Source organism: Variovorax sp. IB41 (assembly GCF_016405905.1).
Classification (GTDB): domain Bacteria; phylum Pseudomonadota; class Gammaproteobacteria; order Burkholderiales; family Burkholderiaceae_C; genus Variovorax.
Genome location: NZ_JAEFCB010000005.1, coordinates 34,443 through 50,697, shown reverse-complemented (window position 1 = coordinate 50,697; position 16,255 = coordinate 34,443). Strand labels below are relative to the sequence as shown.

The 16,255-nt window shown below is 67.3% G+C and carries 15 protein-coding genes; 7 read left to right on the top strand and 8 right to left on the bottom strand.

Going from position 1 to position 16,255, the window contains the following annotated elements; genetic code table 11:
• Positions 1-33: 33 nt before the first annotated feature.
• The 3 genes from JC881_RS12035 to JC881_RS12025 form a co-directional block, all read right to left on the bottom strand.
• Positions 34-966, bottom strand: a complete 933-nt coding sequence (locus JC881_RS12035; RefSeq protein ID WP_198785943.1) for an electron transfer flavoprotein subunit alpha/FixB family protein — start codon at positions 964-966, stop codon at positions 34-36.
• Positions 967-968: 2 nt separating this feature from the next.
• Positions 969-1,718, bottom strand: coding sequence for an electron transfer flavoprotein subunit beta/FixA family protein (locus JC881_RS12030; RefSeq protein WP_198785942.1), 750 nt, complete (start codon positions 1,716-1,718; stop codon positions 969-971).
• A gap of 170 nt (positions 1,719-1,888) precedes the next feature.
• Positions 1,889-2,509 (bottom strand): CGNR zinc finger domain-containing protein, encoded by a 621-nt coding sequence (locus tag JC881_RS12025; RefSeq protein ID WP_233101734.1) that lies wholly within the window; start codon positions 2,507-2,509, stop codon positions 1,889-1,891.
• A gap of 240 nt (positions 2,510-2,749) precedes the next feature.
• Between JC881_RS12025 and JC881_RS12020 the strand changes: the two genes are divergently transcribed.
• Complete coding sequence (locus tag JC881_RS12020; RefSeq protein WP_198785940.1) at positions 2,750-3,433, top strand: alpha/beta fold hydrolase; 684 nt, start codon at positions 2,750-2,752, stop codon at positions 3,431-3,433.
• On the opposite strand, the gene JC881_RS12015 is transcribed toward JC881_RS12020, so the two are convergent.
• The 5 genes from JC881_RS12015 to JC881_RS11995 form a co-directional block, all read right to left on the bottom strand.
• The gene (locus JC881_RS12015; protein ID WP_198785939.1) at positions 3,430-4,200 is read right to left on the bottom strand and encodes an SDR family oxidoreductase; all 771 of its coding nucleotides are present in this window, start codon (positions 4,198-4,200) and stop codon (positions 3,430-3,432) included. The genes JC881_RS12020 and JC881_RS12015 overlap by 4 nt on opposite strands.
• Before the next feature lie 50 nt (positions 4,201-4,250).
• Positions 4,251-5,021 carry an SDR family oxidoreductase gene (locus JC881_RS12010; protein ID WP_198785938.1) on the bottom strand — a complete coding sequence of 257 codons (771 nt, stop codon included), beginning with the start codon at positions 5,019-5,021 and terminating at the stop codon, positions 4,251-4,253.
• A 29-nt stretch (positions 5,022-5,050) separates the two neighbouring features.
• A complete protein-coding gene (locus JC881_RS12005) occupies positions 5,051-5,902 on the bottom strand; it encodes an alpha/beta fold hydrolase (RefSeq protein ID WP_198785937.1) in 852 nt (283 codons plus the stop codon).
• A 311-nt stretch (positions 5,903-6,213) separates the two neighbouring features.
• Entirely contained in the window at positions 6,214-7,494 is a 1,281-nt protein-coding gene (locus JC881_RS12000) for a mechanosensitive ion channel family protein (protein WP_198785936.1), read from the bottom strand.
• A 39-nt stretch (positions 7,495-7,533) separates the two neighbouring features.
• Positions 7,534-8,487 (bottom strand): histone deacetylase family protein, encoded by a 954-nt coding sequence (locus tag JC881_RS11995; RefSeq protein ID WP_198785935.1) that lies wholly within the window; start codon positions 8,485-8,487, stop codon positions 7,534-7,536.
• 80 nt (positions 8,488-8,567) lie between these two features.
• On the opposite strand from JC881_RS11995, the gene JC881_RS11990 reads away from it, so the two are divergent.
• The 6 genes from JC881_RS11990 to JC881_RS11965 all read left to right on the top strand — a co-directional run bounded on the left by JC881_RS11990 (position 8,568) and on the right by JC881_RS11965 (position 16,245).
• A complete protein-coding gene (locus JC881_RS11990) occupies positions 8,568-9,488 on the top strand; it encodes an AAA family ATPase (RefSeq protein WP_093433976.1) in 921 nt (306 codons plus the stop codon).
• Positions 9,485-10,462 carry a DUF58 domain-containing protein gene (locus JC881_RS11985; protein ID WP_198785934.1) on the top strand — a complete coding sequence of 326 codons (978 nt, stop codon included), beginning with the start codon at positions 9,485-9,487 and terminating at the stop codon, positions 10,460-10,462. Before JC881_RS11990 ends, JC881_RS11985 begins: the two co-directional genes overlap by 4 nt.
• 10 nt (positions 10,463-10,472) lie before the next feature.
• Positions 10,473-12,494 carry a transglutaminase family protein gene (locus tag JC881_RS11980; protein WP_198785933.1) on the top strand — a complete coding sequence of 674 codons (2,022 nt, stop codon included), beginning with the start codon at positions 10,473-10,475 and terminating at the stop codon, positions 12,492-12,494.
• A gap of 53 nt (positions 12,495-12,547) precedes the next feature.
• Positions 12,548-13,660 carry a lytic murein transglycosylase B gene (gene mltB / locus JC881_RS11975; RefSeq protein WP_198785932.1) on the top strand — a complete coding sequence of 371 codons (1,113 nt, stop codon included), beginning with the start codon at positions 12,548-12,550 and terminating at the stop codon, positions 13,658-13,660.
• A gap of 4 nt (positions 13,661-13,664) precedes the next feature.
• Positions 13,665-14,288: an HD domain-containing protein gene (locus JC881_RS11970; RefSeq protein WP_198785931.1), complete on the top strand. Its 624-nt coding sequence runs from the start codon at positions 13,665-13,667 to the stop codon at positions 14,286-14,288.
• 604 nt (positions 14,289-14,892) lie between these two features.
• On the top strand, positions 14,893-16,245 hold the full coding sequence (locus tag JC881_RS11965; protein ID WP_332875232.1) for a carbohydrate porin: 1,353 nt from the start codon (positions 14,893-14,895) through the stop codon (positions 16,243-16,245).
• The last annotated feature ends 10 nt before the right edge of the window (positions 16,246-16,255 follow it).

Genomic DNA, 16,255 nt, shown 5'->3' with positions numbered 1-16,255 from the left:
AACGATGCCCTCCGGCTCAATGCAGCGATGCGATCAGAGCGCCTTCACCAGCTCGGGCACGGCCACGAACAGGTCGGCGACGAGGCCGTAGTCGGCCACCGAGAAGATCGGCGCCTCTTCGTCCTTGTTGATCGCCACGATCACCTTGGAGTCCTTCATGCCGGCCAGATGCTGGATCGCACCCGAGATGCCTGCGGCGATGTACAGCTGCGGCGCGACGATCTTGCCGGTCTGGCCCACTTGCCAGTCGTTGGGGGCGTAGCCCGCATCGACGGCAGCGCGGCTGGCGCCCAGGCCCGCGTTGAGCTTGTCGGCCAGGGGCGCCATCACTTCGGTGAACTTCTCGGCGCTGCCCAAGGCACGGCCGCCGGAGACGATGATCTTGGCGGCGGTCAGCTCGGGGCGTTCGCTCTTCGTGACTTCACGGCCGACGAAGCTCGACTTGCCGCTGTCTGCGACGCCTTCGGCCGTTTCGACCGTTGCGCTACCGCCCGTTGCGGCTGCGGCGTCGAAGCCGGTCGTGCGCACGGTGATCACCTTGGTGGCGTCGCTGCTCTGCACAGTCGCGATCGCGTTGCCGGCGTAGATCGGGCGCTCGAAGGTGTCGGGGCTGTCCACCTTGGTGATGTCGCTGATCTGGGCCACATCGAGCTTGGCGGCCACGCGCGGGGCGACGTTCTTGCCGTTGGCGGTCGAGGGGAACAGGATGTGGCTGTAGTTGCTGGCGATGGCCAGCACTTGAGCGGCGACGTTTTCGGCGAGGTTCTCTGCGAGGCTCGGGCTGTCGGCGGCGATGACCTTGGTGACGCCTGCGATCTGCGCCGCGGCCTTGGCGGCTTCCGCTGCATTCGCGCCTGCGACGAGGATGTGCACTTCACCACCGCAAGCCAGCGCTGCGGTCACGGTGTTCAAGGTTGCCGGCTTGATGCTGGCGTGGTCGTGTTCGGCAATAACAAGTGCGGTCATGTTCAGATCACCTTCGCTTCGTTCTTCAGTTTGTCCACCAGCGTTGCAACGTCAGGCACCTTGATGCCTGCGCCGCGCTTCGGGGGCTCGCTGACCTTCAGGGTCTTCAGGCGGGGTTTGACGTCCACGCCCAGGTCTTCGGGCTTGAAGACATCGAGCGTCTTCTTCTTGGCCTTCATGATGTTGGGCAGCGTGACGTAGCGCGGCTCATTGAGGCGCAGGTCGGTCGTGATGACCGCGGGCAGTGTGAGCGTCAGCGTTTCCATGCCGCCGTCGACTTCGCGCGCCACGGTGACCTTGTCGGCCGCGAGATCGACCTTCGAGGCGAAGGTGGCTTGGGGCAGATCTGCGAGTGCAGCCAGCATCTGGCCGGTCTGGTTCGCGTCGTCATCGATGGCTTGCTTGCCGAGGATGATGAGCTGGGGCTGTTCCTTGTCGACCAGCGCCTTCAGGAGCTTGGCGACGGCCAGGGGCTGCAGCTCTTCGGTCGTCTCGACCAGGATGCCGCGATCAGCGCCGATGGCCATCGCGGTGCGCAGGGTTTCCTGGCACTTGGCATCGCCGCAGGAGACGGCGATCACTTCGGTGACCACGCCCTTTTCCTTCAGGCGAACCGCTTCTTCGACAGCGATTTCGTCGAAGGGGTTCATGCTCATCTTGACGTTGGCAATGTCCACCCCGGTGCCGTCGCTCTTGACGCGCACCTTCACGTTGTAATCGACGACCCGTTTGACAGGTACAAGAACCTTCATTGACTTGACTCCATTGGATTGCAAAAAGGGGGCTTCGAGGGCAACCGGTCATTCTAGGGTTTGACCTTTGTGACCTCTGCGTTCGTTTCGATGGGGATCGGGGGCGACGAAAAAGAACGGTCGTGCTTTTTCGTGATTATAAAACAGCCCCGGCGCTCGCCGGCAGCCGCTTACCTCTTGTCGCCACTCGCCCGCAAGCGATGCGCGGCCTGCTTGGCGCGATTGCCGCAGACAGCCATGCTGCACCACCTGCGGATGTGGCCGCGCGTCGTGTCGAGAAACATCAGCGTGCAGGTCGGGCCTTCGCAGGACTTGACCTGCACGAAGTCCGCGGTGGCCAGCAGCTCGGCCATGGCTTTGGCGACCGGCAGCAGCAGCGCTTCAGGCGAACGCCAGCGCCGGCGGCGCACCCAGGTCAGCTCGGAGAGATCGTCGGGGCCGGCCGCATCCTTCGCACGCACTTCGACCTGATCGAACTCCTCGTCCCGCGCGAGCAGCCGGTTCAACGGCTCCAGGTCCTTCAGGGCCTTGCGCGTGAGCCGCGCGCCCTTGTGCGATTGCACGAATCCCCTGAACCATTCGCGCAGGGCGCGCGCCTGCGCGGCCACGGCGTCCAGCTCACCCGGACCGGCGCCTTCGCACACTTCCTTCAGTTCTTCGGGGCTGACCAATCCGGCTTCCTGGAGCCAGTTCACAAAGTCTTCCCCGGACTCCAGCCACTCCACCTCGGTGTCCACGGGGAAGCCGACGGAGTTCAGGAAATCGATGGCCAGTGAATCCGCCAGGAACATGGCCGGAGGCCGCTTCTCCTTCATCAACTCTCCTAGGTACTGCGTGTTCGCAGTGATCCGCGACGTTCGCGAAGACCTCCTGCAAGGGAGGCGATTTTATTCGGCCCTTTGCGACGACAGCGCTTGCGGCGCATGCCGCGCCCATGCAGAATAACCACTCCAATCAATTTAGACAAGTTACTGTCGATGCACGCATCAGCCGGCAGACGGCTTGTCTCTACACACGCAAAGGAACGGAATATGGCCAATCAAACGACAGTGGTGCTGGTGCACGGCGCCTGGGCAGACGGATCGAGCTGGACCCCGGTGATCGAATCTCTCGCCCACGCGGGAATCAAGTCGGTCGCGGCACCGCTGCCCCTGACCACCCTGGAAGACGATGTGAAATCGCTCAAGCGAAGCCTTGCGCGCATCGAAGGCCCTGTGCTGCTGGTCGCGCATGCCTACGGCGGCGCGGTGATCGGGGCGATCGAGAGCGACAAGGTCGCGGGGCTCGTCTACATCGCCGCGCTGGCGCCCGATGAAGGCGAGACCGTCGCAGACGTCTTCTACCGCGCGCCACCGCACGCCCTCGCGCCGAAGCTCGCACCGGACGCCGATGGATGGATCTGGCTGCCCGAAGACGCCTTCGCCTCGGCGTTTGCGCAGAACGCGTCGGCGCGGAGCCTGCAGGTGCTGGCCGCGGTGCAGCGCCCCATCGCCCCGCCCTGCATCACCGTTCCCGTGGGACGCCCGCTCTGGAAGTCCAAGCCCAGCTGGTACCTGGTTGCAGAGGACGACCGGATGATTCCGAAAGACACCCAGGTCTTCATGGCCGACCGGATGGGCGCGACCCAGCGGCTCGCCGCCGTCGACCACACCCCGAGCGTGTCGGCGCCGGACGAAGTGACCGGCTTGATCGTCCAGGCGCTTCGCTCCTTCTAGACCGATTTGACTTCGCCACCGTCCATGCGAAGGACGGTGCCGGTCATCCAGCGCGCGGGCGGCGAGACGACGAAGGCGATGAGGTCGGCGATCTCTTCCGCCTCGCCGAATCGCGCGATCCCCGCCTGCGCCAGGAAGAGCTGCTTCGCATCGTCCACGCTGACCTTGCGTGCGGCAGCCGCCTTCTCGATCATGGCCATTCGCCGGCCGGTCATGACCGCGCCGGGCGACACGCTGTTGACCTGCACGCCATCGGCAATCCCGCGGTCGGCGAACGCCTTGGCCAGCGCTTCGATGGCGGCGTTGATCGCGCCCACGGCCGCGGCGCCCGCCTTCGGTGTCTCGGCCGCATTGCCGGAGATGAAGACGACCGAACCGCCGGCGGCCTTGAGTGCTTCCCACGCGCGCAACGTCAGCCGCCGCGCGCCGTGGAATTTCAATGCCATCGCGCCGTCCCACTGCTCGTCGTTCATCTCGAAGACGTCCAGGCCGGGAACGGCGCCTGCGACATTCACCAGCGCATCGATGCGCCCGAAGGCTTCGAGCGCGCGTTCGACCACCGTGTCCGCGCTCTTCGCATGGCCGAGGTCGCCTTCGACGACCAGCGCCTCCGCGCCGGCAGACTTCACCGCGGCCGCCACGTCGTCGAGCCGTTCACCGCTTCTCGCGGCCAGCACGACGCAGGAGAAATCGCGTGCCAGGCGCAGCGCCGTGGCCCTGCCGATGCCTGAGCTTGCGCCCGTAACTATCGCGACAGACTTCGTCATCTTCATTCATTCAAAAATTTGAGGTGGTTCAAAAAAAGAAAGTGGCGCGGCTAGACCGACTTGACTTCGCCACCGTCCATGCGCACCGCCGTACCGGTCATCCACTTGGCCGCTGGAGACACAAGGAACGCGATGAGGTTGGCGATCTCTTCCGCTTCGCCGTACCGGGCAATGCCTGCTTCTTTCGGAAACTTCGCGAACGCCTCCTCGACCGTCATGTCGTGGGCCGGCGCCCAGTGCTCCAGGTACGAGCGCCGGCGCCCCGTCATCACCGGTCCGGGAAGAACGCTGTTGACGGTCACGCCGTCGCGAATTCCGAGATCGGCAAACGCCTTCGCCAGCGCCACGATCGCCGCGTTCACGGTACCGACGGCCGCATACGACGCCTTCGGAAACAGCGCCGAATTGCCCGACGTGAGAATCACCGAGCCCTTGCTCGCCTTCAGGTGCTCCCACGCCTTGACCGTCAGGCGCCGCGCGCCGTGCAGCTTCAGGCTCATGCCGTCGTCCCACTGCGCATCGGTCATCTCGAGCAGATCGACCTGCGGCACCGCGCCCGCGATGTTCACGACGGCATCGATGCGGCCGAACGCTTCGACAGTGCGTGCGACGACCTCTTCCGCGGTCGCCGGGACGCTCAAGTCCGCGGGGAGCACGAGGCTCTGCGCGCCCGCAGCCTCTACCTTTGCAGCGGTGGCATGGAGCTTCTCTTCGTTCCTGGCGACCAGCACCAGCCGGCCGAAGTCACGCGCGAGGCGAACCGCCGTGGCCTCGCCGATTCCCTGGCTCGCGCCAGACACGATGGCTACTGAATTCTTCATCTCGTTTCCCCGGTCATGCGACGCGGACTTCAGGCCAGGAAATCGCGAATCACCGCGGCGATCTGCGTGACGTGCGTTTCCAGCGCGAAGTGCCCCGTGTCGAAGAACACGACTTGCGCATCCGGCACATCCTTCTTGAAGGCTTCAGCGCCGGCCGGAAGGAAGAACGGATCGTTCGTCCCCCACACCGCCAGCACGCGCGGACGGTGCGTGCGCATGTATTTCTGGAACGCCGGATAGAGCTGCACGTTGCTCTGGTAGTTGCCGAAGAGGTCCAGCTGGATCTCGGCCGAGCCCGGGCGCGCCAGGTAGAAGGTGTCGAGCGTGTAGCCGTCCGGAGAGATCGCCGATTCGTCCGACACGCCGTGCGTGTACTGCCACTTCGTCGTCTCGGGCGAGAGGAACGCGCGCAGCGCATCGCGGTTGGCCTGCGAGGCGTCTTTCCAGTACGCACGGATGGGATTCCACCCGTCGCTCAGGCCCTCTTCGTACGCATTGCCGTTCTGCGAAATGATCGCCGTCACCCGCTCCGGATGCCGCAAGGCCAGCCGGAAGCCAACGGGCGCGCCGTAGTCGAACACGTAGACCGAGAAGCGATCGAGCTTCAGCTTTTCGGTGAAGCCGTCGATCACCTCGGCCAGGTGGTCGAAGGTGTAGGCGAACGCTTCGCGCGGCGGCATTGCCGATTGACCGAAGCCCGGCAGGTCGGGCGCCACGATGTGGAAGCGATCCGCCAGCAACGGGATCAGGTCGCGAAACATGTGGCTCGAGCTGGGAAACCCGTGCAGCAGCAGCAAGGTCGGACGGCTGCGATCGCCAGCCTCCCGGTAGAACACATTCACACCATCGACGTCGATGGATCGGTTGGCAACAACGCTCATGACTGACTCCTGAAAAAGAATTGAAAGTAACCTACCAAAATCAATTTGCAAGGTTACTTCTCGAGCAAGTAACTTGTCAAATTCTTTTGTCTGGTTACTCAGGGACGTGCGTCGGCGCGCGGCGCTGCCGAGCGAGGCTCGGGCGTCGTCCGTTGGAAATCAGGCAGCTGGGGAAGCGTCGCGGCCCTGACGGCGGGCGGCGAGATTCGGTTCTGGAATGCGCGAGGCGGCCTGCAGTGGGCGTCCCCCGCGAAAGACATGCCGCAGCGACGAGGCCCCCCCGTCAGGGCGCCCCACCGCTCACCCGGCGATTACTTTTTCTCGGGCTCTGCTGCTGCGGCAGCGGCCGGCAGCGATTCCACCCGCACCACGCGCTGCGGATACGGAATGTCGATGCCCGCGCCGCGCAGGCCTTCGAGGATCGCGATGTTGATGGCCGAGCGCAGGTTGTCTTTGCCCTTGTCCGGGTCGGCCACCCAGAAGTGCAGGCTGAACTCCAGGCCGTCGGGCGCGAAGTTCATGAGGTAGGCGATCGGCTCCGGATCGGTCATCACGCGCGCCTGCGCCTTCGCCGCCGCGCACAGGATGGCCTGCACCTGCGCCACATCGCTCTCGTAGCCCACCACGATGTTGGTCGTGATGTTGAACTTGCGATCGGCCAGCGAGAGGTTTTCCACCCGGCTCGTGATGAGCGATTCGTTCGGCACGATGGCCTCGCGCCCGTTGCCCGCGCGGATGAGCGTGTAGCGCGTCTTGATGTCGGTGATGCGGCCTTCGAAGGTGTCGACCTTCACGTTGTCGCCGATGCGGATCGAGCGCTCCAGCAGGATCACGAAGCCGCTCACATAGTTGGCCGCCAGCTTCTGCAGGCCGAAGCCCAGGCCCACGCCGAGCGCGCCGCCCAGCACCGAGAGCGCCGTCAAGTCCACCCCCACCGCCGACAGCGCGAACAGAAGGCCGATCAGGAGCAGGAAGGCGCGCACCGCGTTCGAGGCCACCTTGCGCATCGAGAGGTCGGTGACGGCTTCGCGCAGGATGCGCTTCTCGATGGTCGAGGCGATCCACAGCGCGATCACCAGCACCAGCCCGGCCGAAAGCACGCCCTGGAAGATCGTCTGCACGCTCACGCGCGTCTTGCCGAAGGCCAGCGTGATGTTGTCCAGCTCGGCCAGCACGGGCGGCAGGAGCCCGACGATCCAGAGCACGGCCGCGATCCAGGCGAGCCAGGAGATCGTGCGCTCGATCAGCCGCACCAGGTTGGAGGTGGGAAACACCGCCCGCAGCACCCGCGCGAACAGCCGGATGACCACCAGCGACAGGAACACCGACACCGCGATGCGCAGCACCAGCACCGGCTGGAAATCGATCACCACGCGCCGCGCGAGGTCGGTGAACACCAGCGACAGCAGCGGGAACAGCACGCCGTCGAAGGTGCTCTCGCCGAACCAGATGGAGTCCTTGGGCTGGTCGCGCCCGAACCATTTGCAGATGGCCCAGGCCAGCGCCACGCAGGCCACCAGCGCGGTCAGTTCGATGCCGATGCCGCGCGCATCGACCGCATTCACGCGTTGGAGGAAATCGTTGAAATTCATCGGTTCAGAAAACGGGGCGCCGTGCCGCACCCCCTGTCGTTACAGGTCCGCGAGAACGCGGATGTGCGCTTCCACGCTGCGCGCGAGCGCATCGAGGTTGTAGCCGCCCTCCAGCATCGAGACGATGCGCCCGCGCGCATGGCGCTTGGCAATGTCGTGGATGCGGCCGGTGATCCAGGCGAAGTCGTTCTCGGTGAGGCCCAGCTGGCCCAGGTCGTCTTCGCGGTGGGCGTCGAAACCCGCGCTGATGAAGACCATCTGCGGGCGGAATTCCTCCAGCCGCGGCATCCAGGTGGCTTCGATGAGTTCGCGCACATCCATGCCGCGGGTGTAGGCCGGGATCGGCAGGTTCAGCATGTTCGGCGCCGGATGCTCGGTGCCGCTGTACGGATAGAACGGATGCTGGAAGAAGCCGACCATCAGCACGCGCGGATCGTTCGAGAGGATGTTCTCGGTGCCGTTGCCGTGGTGCACGTCGAAATCGACGATGGCCACGCGGTCGAAGCCGTGCACCTCCAGCGCATGGCGCGCCGCGATGGCGATGTTGTTGAAGAAGCAAAAGCCCATCGCCTGCTCGCGGCAGGCGTGGTGGCCGGGCGGGCGCACCGAGCAGAAGGCGTTCTCGATGTCGCCGGCGATCACCGCATCGGTCGCGGCGATGGCCGCGCCGGCGCCGCGGCGCGCGGCCAGCAGCGTGAAGCGGTTCAGCGAGGTGTCGGGGTCGAGCTGCGCGTGATCGGGGCCGCCGGCGGGCTCGTCGGCCACCAGGCGCATGTGGAGTTCTTCGAGGAGCTCGACATGCTCCACGCTGTGGGCCCGGGTGAGCTGCTCCAGGGTGGCCAGCGGCACTTCGCAGTGCTCCAATGCATCGCTGACGCCCGTCAGGAGCAGCCGGTCTTCGATGGCATCCAGTCGCTCGGGGCACTCGGGATGGCCCCGGCCCATGTCGTGCTTCCAGAAGTCGCGGTGTGTGAAGTAGCCTGTCTTGCCCATGTGTCTCTGTCGCCACGTCTAGACCTCACGCGGCATGGGGCCGCCAGGTCTTACGGTATCGTTTGCATATGGATACAAATATGGACGTTGCTGCGAAGCTTGCCACTTTGCTGAGTCAGCTTAACACGGTGATCGTGGGCAAAGAGGCGCAAGTGCGCGACTGCGTGGCCTGCCTGCTCGCGGGCGGCCACCTCTTGATCGAGGACGTGCCGGGGGTCGGCAAGACCACCCTCGCCCACGCGCTTTCGCACACATTCGGTTTGCAATTTTCGCGTGTCCAGTTCACCGCGGACCTGATGCCGGGCGACCTGTCGGGAGTGGCGATCTACGACCGGGGCCAGCAGGCCTTCGTGTTCCACCCCGGGCCGATCTTTGCGCAGGTGCTCCTGGCCGACGAAATCAACCGCGCGAGCCCCAAGACCCAGAGTGCGCTCCTCGAGGCGATGGAAGAAAAGCAGGTCACCATCGAGGGCGAGACCCGCCCGCTGCCCACGCCCTTCTTCGTGATCGCCACGCAGAACCCGCAGGACCAGTTGGGCACTTTCGCGCTGCCCGAATCGCAGCTCGATCGCTTCCTCATGCGCATTTCGCTCGGCTATCCCGACCGCGCCGCCGAGCGGCTGCTGCTCTCGGGCGTGGACCGGCGCGAGATGCTCGCGAGCCTGCCCGCCATGCTGACCGCCGGCGAGCTCACCGCCATCCAGCAGCGCGTGCAGCAGGTGCATGCCTCCGAGCCGCTGCTGAACTACGTGCAGGACCTGATTGCCGCCACGCGCTCGGGCCGCTGGTTCCTGCAGGGCCTGTCGCCGCGCGCCGGCATCGCGGTGCTGCGCGCCGCCAAGGCGCAGGCGCTGCTGGCCAACCGCAACTATGTGGCGCCCGACGATGTGCAGGCCGTGCTGCCGCAGACGATCGCGCACCGCCTCACGCCCGTGGGCGACGCGGGCCGCGGCGCCGTCGAGCAGGTGCGCGCGATGATCGCGGCGGTGCCACTGCCGTGAGCCCGGTCGGCGCCCTGCGCTCGCGCATCGATGGCTGGTTCCTGTCCCGGCGGCCGCCGTCGGACACGCTGGAGCTCACCCAGCGCAACGTCTACATCGTGCCCACGCGGGCCGGATGGACGCTGGCCGCCACGCTGCTCGTGCTGCTGATCGCGTCGATCAACTACCAGCTCAACCTCGGCTACCTGCTGACCTTCCTGCTGGCCGGCAGCGTCGCTGTCGGCATGCACGTGTGCCACGCCACGCTGCGCGGCCTCGCGATGCGCATGATGCCGCCCGAGGCGCACTACGCCGGCGCCGCGGCCGTCTTCCGGGTGGTGCTGCACAACGAGCGGCGCAGCGTGCGCTACGGCATCGGCATGGCGGTGCGCGGCAGCGGACAGTGGGCGTGGACCGACGTGCCGGCCGAAGGCATGTCGACGGTCGAGATCGCGTTCCTGCCCGAGCGGCGCGGGCTGCATCCGGTGCCGCCGCTCACCGCTGAAACACGTTTCCCGCTCGGCACGTTCCGCGTGTGGACGGTCTGGCGCCCGGCCGCGCAGATGCTGGTGTATCCGGCGCCCGAGGCGCACCCGCCGCCGTTGCCGCCCGGCGAGCCGCTGTCGGGGCCGGCCGCGCTCTCCGCCGCGCAGCGCGCGCACAGCGCCGGCGAGTACGACGGCGTGCGCGCATACCGGCGCGGCGACCCGTTGAAGCTCGTGGTCTGGAAAAAGGCCGCGCGCGCGCAAGCGGCCGGCTCGGAAGACCTCGTGAGCCGCGACACGCAGCACACGCAGCGCGAAGAGCTCTGGCTCGATGCGCAGGGCGCCGCGCTCCCCGACACCGAAGCCCGCCTGTCGCGCCTGTGCGCCTGGGTGCTGATGGCGGACCGGCTGGGCGTGGACTACGGCGTGCGGATCGCCGGCCGGGTGATGAAGCCCTCCCAGGGCGAGGCCCACAAGCGCGCCTGCCTGGAGGCGCTCGCCTTATGTTGAGCCGCACTGCATGAACAAGCTGATGCTCAAGCTCGCGGCCCTGCCGCGGGACGCCCGAGACACCCTCTTCCTGCTGACGGTCATCGCGCTGATCGTGCTGCCGCAGGTGGAGAACCTGCCGTGGTGGTGCACGGCGCTCACGGCGCTGGTGCTGCTCTGGCGCGGCTCGCTCGCCGTCGAGGCCCGTCCGCTGCCCAGCCGCTGGTGGCGCATCGCACTGCTTGCGCTGGCACTCGCGGGCACCTACGCCACCCATCGCACGCTGCTCGGGCGCGACGCGGGCGTCACGCTGATCGTGATCCTTCTGGCGCTCAAAACGCTGGAACTGCGCGCGCGCCGGGACGCCTTCGTCGTTTTCTTCCTGGGCTTCTTCGCGATGCTCACGAATTTCTTCTATTCGCAGTCGCTCTTGACGGCCTTCACGATGCTGCTCGCGCTGCTGGGCCTGCTCACGGCGCTGGTCAACGCGCACATGCCCGTCGGCCGGCCGCCGCTGATGCAGGCCGCGCGCACGGCGGGGTGGATGGCGATCGCGGGCGCGCCGATCATGCTCGCGCTCTTCCTGCTGTTCCCGCGCTTCGCGCCGCTGTGGGGCACGCCGGGCGATGCGATGGCCGGGCGCATGGGCCTCTCGAACACGATGCGCGTGGGCACCATCGCCGAGCTGGCGCTGGACGACAGCATCGCCGCGCGCGTGAAGTTCGACGACAACCGCGCGCCGCCGCAAAGCCAGCTCTATTTCCGCGGCCCCGTGCTCGGCCAGTTCGACGGCCGCGAATGGACCGCGCTGCCGCCGTGGGGACGCGGCGGCCAGAGCCTCGCCAACCTGCGCGTGACGGGCGAGCCCGTGCGCTACGAAGTCACGCTCGAACCCAGCAACCGCCCCTGGCTGCTGACGCTCGATGCGGCGCAGAAGGCGCCCGAAGCGCCCGGCCTCGAAGTCCTGGGCACGCCCGATCTGCAATGGATCTCGAACCGCCCCGTCACCGACCTGCTGCGCTATCGCGCCGAGAGCTACCCGCGCTTCCAGAGCGGCCCGGTGCGCCGTGCGGGCGGGCAGTTGCAGGCCTACCTGGCGCTGCCCCCCGGCACGAACCCGCGCACCGCCGCGCTCGCCGCCCAGATGCGCAACGATCCGGCACTGGCGAGCGCCGCCACGCCCGCCCTCGTGCAGGCCGTGCTGCAGCGCCTGCGCACCGGCGGCTACACCTACACGCTGGAGCCCGGCCTCTACGGCAACGACACGGCCGACGAATTCTGGTTCGACCGCAAGGAGGGCTTCTGCGAGCACATCGCCTCGGCCTTCGTCGTGCTGATGCGCAACCTGGGCATTCCCGCGCGCATCGTGACCGGCTACCAGGGCGGCGAACTCAACAGCATCGACAACTACTGGATCATTCGCCAGCGCGATGCGCATGCCTGGGCAGAGGTCTGGCAAGAAGGCGCGGGTTGGGTGCGCGTCGATCCGACAGCGTCGGTCGCGCCCGGCCGCATCGGCCAACTGCAGCGCCTGACACCGCAGCCGGGCCTCTTCGCCGGCGCCATCGGCGCGATGAGCCCGACGCTGGTGCAGAACATGCGCGCCGCCTGGGAGGCGATGAACAACGGCTGGAACCAGTGGGTGCTCAACTACACGCAGAGCCGCCAGCTCAACCTGCTGAAAAACCTCGGCTTCGAAGCGCCCAGCCTCGAAGACCTCGCCTACGTGCTGCTCTACCTGGTCATTGCCGCGAGTCTCGCGGGCGCGGGCTGGACGCTCTGGGAGCGCAGCCAGCACGACCCGTGGCTGCGCCTCCTGGCCCAGGCGCGCGCGCGTCTCGCGAAAGCCGGCCTCGCCGTGCCCGAGACCGCGCCGCCGCGCCAGATCGCCGCCGAGGCCGATGCGCGCTTCGGCCCCGCCGCGCAACCCGTTCGCGACTGGCTGCTGAAGCTCGAAGCCCAGCGCTACGCCCAGGCCGCGCCGCAGACCCTGTCGGCGCTGCGCGCGGAGTTCCGCCGGCTGGCCTGGCCCACGGCAAATTCGCGCGGCTGAAACCACTTGTGTCCCGCCGGCAGCGCCGCGCGGGCGGGCGGCACAATCGGCCGATGCGATCCTTTCTCCCCAGGTTTCTCCCCACGCCCTCCCGCACCGCCGCCGCCCTCGTTCTTCTCGCCGCGTGCTGTGCATGGTCCACGGGGGCTTCGGCCCAGAAATCCGCCAACGGCCGCAACGGCGCCGCGAGCCCCGTGCGCGGCACCATCCCCTACGCCACGCGCGACGACGCGATGCAGTTCGCCGACGACGTGGCCGCGCGGCGCGGCCTCGATCGCGAATGGGTGCGCGCCACCATCGGCAGCGCGCGGCTGCTGCCCAATGTGCCGCGGCTCATGCTGCCCGGCCCGGTGGGCACGGTGAAGAACTGGCAGACCTACCGCGGCCGCTTCATCGACCCGGTGCGCATCGCGGCCGGCGTGCGCTTCTGGCGCGACAACGCGGCCACGCTGGCGCGCGCCGAACAGGTGTACGGCGTGCCGCCCGAAATCATCGTCGGCATCATCGGCGTGGAGACCATCTACGGCCGCAACATGGGCAACTTCCGGGTGATCGATGCGCTGGCCACGCTGTCGTTCGACTTCCCGCAGGGCCACCCGCGCGCGGCCGAGCGCGAGGCGTTCTTCCGCGGCGAGCTCGAGAGCTTCCTGAGCACCGAGAGCCGCACCGCCGAAGACCCGCTGGTCCCCCTGGGCAGCTACGCCGGTGCCATGGGCATGCCGCAGTTCATGCCCAGCAGCATCGCCAAGTACGCGGTCGATTTCGACGGCGACAGCCGCATCGACCTGGTCGGCAACACCGCCGACGTGATCGGCTCGGTCGCGAGTTATTTCAAGGCCTTCGGGTGGAAGGCCGGCATGCCCGCAACGTACCCCGTGCATTTCGATGAAGCGCGCCTTCAGAAGGCGCTGCTGCTCGCGCCCGACATCCTTCCCAGCTTCAGCGCCGACAGCTTCGTGGCCGCCGGCGCGGTGCCCGAAGGCGAGGGCCTGCGCCACAAGGGCCTGCTCGCGCTCGTCGAGCTGCAGAACGGTGCCGACGCACCGCCGACCTACGTGGCCGGCACGCGCAACTTCTACGTGATCACGCGCTACAACTGGAGCAGCTACTACGCGATGTCGGTCCTGGATCTCGGGCAAGAGGTCAAGGCCGCGATGGAGCAATAGCACCGTGACGCCCGAGGCGCTGCTGGCGAACTGGACCGAGGCCTGGCGCGCGTTGGGCATCGAAGCGCCCGACGCGGCGCTGTGCCTCGACCTGCAGCGCCGCTACGGCGAGCCGCAGCGCCGCTACCACACGATGCAGCACCTGGGCGAATGCCTCGCCTGGTTCGAGCGCGAGAAAGCGCTGGCCGAGCGCCCCGGCGAAGTGGCGCTCGCGCTCTGGTTCCACGACGCCATCTACGACGTGCATGCGCACGACAACGAAGCGCGCAGCGCCGACTGGGCACGCGAGGCCCTCAGGGCCGCGGGCGCGAACGAAGAAGCAGCCGAACGTATTCATGCGCTCGTGATGGCCACGCGCCACGACGCGGTGCCCGAGGGCCACGACGCCGAACTGCTGATCGACATCGACCTTTCCATCCTCGGCGCCGAAGAGGCGCGCTTCGCCGAGTACGAGCGCCAGGTCCACGCGGAATACGCCTTCGTGCCCGACGAGGTGCGCCTGCCGCGCCGGCGCGCGATCCTGCAGCGCTTTCTGGACCGCCCGGCGATCTACGCCACGCCGCGGATGCACGCGCTGCTCGAAGCCCGCGCGCGCACCAACCTGCGGCAATCCATCGACGCACGCTGAGCGCTGCAACGGGCATGTCCGCGCCGCTGCGGCGGGCTGCGATCCTTGTTGCGTTGCCAACGCTGTGTTGCGTGCGGGAAATCACACTGCGCATCGCGAAACCGCGCCCCTACACTGCGGCCGAAACACGCACAGGCTCCCTCGGGAAACGCCCCTCCGCGCACACGAACACCCCAAGACGCTGCCGATGAGAAGCAGAAAGAACTGAGGAGATACAGCATGCCGACGACCTGCTCGCTCACCCGTCGCGATGCGACGCGCGTACCGCCGCTCATAGCGCTCCTCATCGCGCCCCTCGTGCTTCGCCGCCGGGCCGCGTAGCGCGCTTTCCCTGACACCGCCGACGCGAAAGGCCACGGCCCTTCGCGGGGGATACGCGCGCCCTTTTTTTTCACGCCTCCATCCACCGCACGCCAACAGAAGGAGTCGATCCATGGACCTTTGACGAACGCCGGTCGCGTCGCTCGATGAAGCGGTAGCGCGCCCTTCTCCCTTTGTTGCGCCTGCATCCGTCACTGCCGCCAGCGGCCGGTGTGGGCCTGCTTTTGCCCGGCGCAGCCGACCCCTGCCTCCACAACCAAACCCAACCAAGGAGACATCCCCTGTGAACACCAGACTGACCCAACTCGCCACCGCCGTGCTGCTGCTCGTCGGCCTGCATGGCCATGCCAACGCACAGACCGAACAGACCGACGAGCCACCGCAAGCCGAAGCCAAGGACCCCACCAAGGAGTTCGTCAAGAAGATCAACGACGCCACCGGCCTGGAGTTCTGGGGCTACGGCCGCGGCGGCTTCTACAGCACCGGCAAGGGCAACCTCAAGGGCGGCTACTCGCTGGGCGGCGACCTGCAGAAGTACCGCCTGGGCAACGAGGGCGACAACTACCTGGAGTTCGGCATCGGCAAGAAGTTCGACCTGGGCGACGGCATCAAGTGGGGCGTGTTCTACATGCCCACCATCTACAACGGCAAGAGCGGCACCGCGCAGGCGTACTTCTCGCTCAGCGGCATCTTCGGCAACGCCGCGTCGCTCTGGGCCGGCCAGCGCTACCACCGCATCCAGGACGTGCACATCGTGGACAAGTGGGTGGTGGAAGACGGCGACAACTACGGCGCAGGCATCGACGACATCCCGCTGTGGGGCGTGGGCCGGCTGAACGTGGCCGTGCACACCGCGGACTCGGTGGACAACAAGAGCGGCAACCCCAACAACGCCAAGCGCATCAACCTGCAGTGGCGCGACATTCCCACCAACCCCGGCGGCAAGCTCACGGTGACGGGCGGGTTGATCTCGGGCGACTTCGCCAAGGGGCGCGATGGCGGTGCGCTCGGGCTCATGCACATCCAGAAGAACCTCGTGCCGGGCCTGAACAACATCGTGATCCTGCAGGCCTCCAGCGGCCATGCCTCGCTCAGCGGCAAGTTCTACAACCTGGACAACAGCACCACCACCACGGGCCTCCTCCTGCCACCGGGCTTCGGGCTGGAGAACACGCTGCTGTTCGCGCCGCTGGTGGAGCGCACGGTGATCACGCCGCAGTCGGGCGCCAAGCAGCGGCGAATCCTGGACTCGATGGACTTCCAGTTCGGGCGCTTCGGCGGCCAGGGCCTCATCGGCTACCAGACCACGCGCCCGGACAACGGCCCGGAGACCAAGGACTTCTCGCTGGGCGGACGCGTCTCCTACGGCATCGCCAAGTACACCAAGCTGCTGGCGGAGGTCTCGACCACGCGCCGCAGCACCGACGACCAGCCGCGGCAGACGCTCAACAAGGGCACGATCGCGGTGGCGTTCTCGCCGAACACCGATTTCTGGACGCGCCCGGAATTGCGCATCTACGCCACGCGCGCGAGCTGGAACAAGGCGGCGGGCGATGCCAACGCCGGCAGCTTCGGCGCCGATGGCCGCAGGCACGCAACCACTTTCGGCATCCAGATGGAAGCGTGGTGGGAGTGACGGTGGGGGC

Coding starts and splice junctions, on each gene's coding strand:
- JC881_RS12035 (WP_198785943.1), bottom strand. CDS start 966: ATGACCGCACTTGTTATTGCCGAACACGACCACGCCAGCATCAAGCCG.
- JC881_RS12030 (WP_198785942.1), bottom strand. CDS start 1,718: ATGAAGGTTCTTGTACCTGTCAAACGGGTCGTCGATTACAACGTGAAG.
- JC881_RS12025 (WP_233101734.1), bottom strand. CDS start 2,509: ATGTTCCTGGCGGATTCACTGGCCATCGATTTCCTGAACTCCGTCGGC.
- JC881_RS12020 (WP_198785940.1), top strand. CDS start 2,750: ATGGCCAATCAAACGACAGTGGTGCTGGTGCACGGCGCCTGGGCAGAC.
- JC881_RS12015 (WP_198785939.1), bottom strand. CDS start 4,200: ATGACGAAGTCTGTCGCGATAGTTACGGGCGCAAGCTCAGGCATCGGC.
- JC881_RS12010 (WP_198785938.1), bottom strand. CDS start 5,021: ATGAAGAATTCAGTAGCCATCGTGTCTGGCGCGAGCCAGGGAATCGGC.
- JC881_RS12005 (WP_198785937.1), bottom strand. CDS start 5,902: ATGAGCGTTGTTGCCAACCGATCCATCGACGTCGATGGTGTGAATGTG.
- JC881_RS12000 (WP_198785936.1), bottom strand. CDS start 7,494: ATGAATTTCAACGATTTCCTCCAACGCGTGAATGCGGTCGATGCGCGC.
- JC881_RS11995 (WP_198785935.1), bottom strand. CDS start 8,487: ATGGGCAAGACAGGCTACTTCACACACCGCGACTTCTGGAAGCACGAC.
- JC881_RS11990 (WP_093433976.1), top strand. CDS start 8,568: ATGGACGTTGCTGCGAAGCTTGCCACTTTGCTGAGTCAGCTTAACACG.
- JC881_RS11980 (WP_198785933.1), top strand. CDS start 10,473: ATGAACAAGCTGATGCTCAAGCTCGCGGCCCTGCCGCGGGACGCCCGA.
- mltB (WP_198785932.1), top strand. CDS start 12,548: ATGCGATCCTTTCTCCCCAGGTTTCTCCCCACGCCCTCCCGCACCGCC.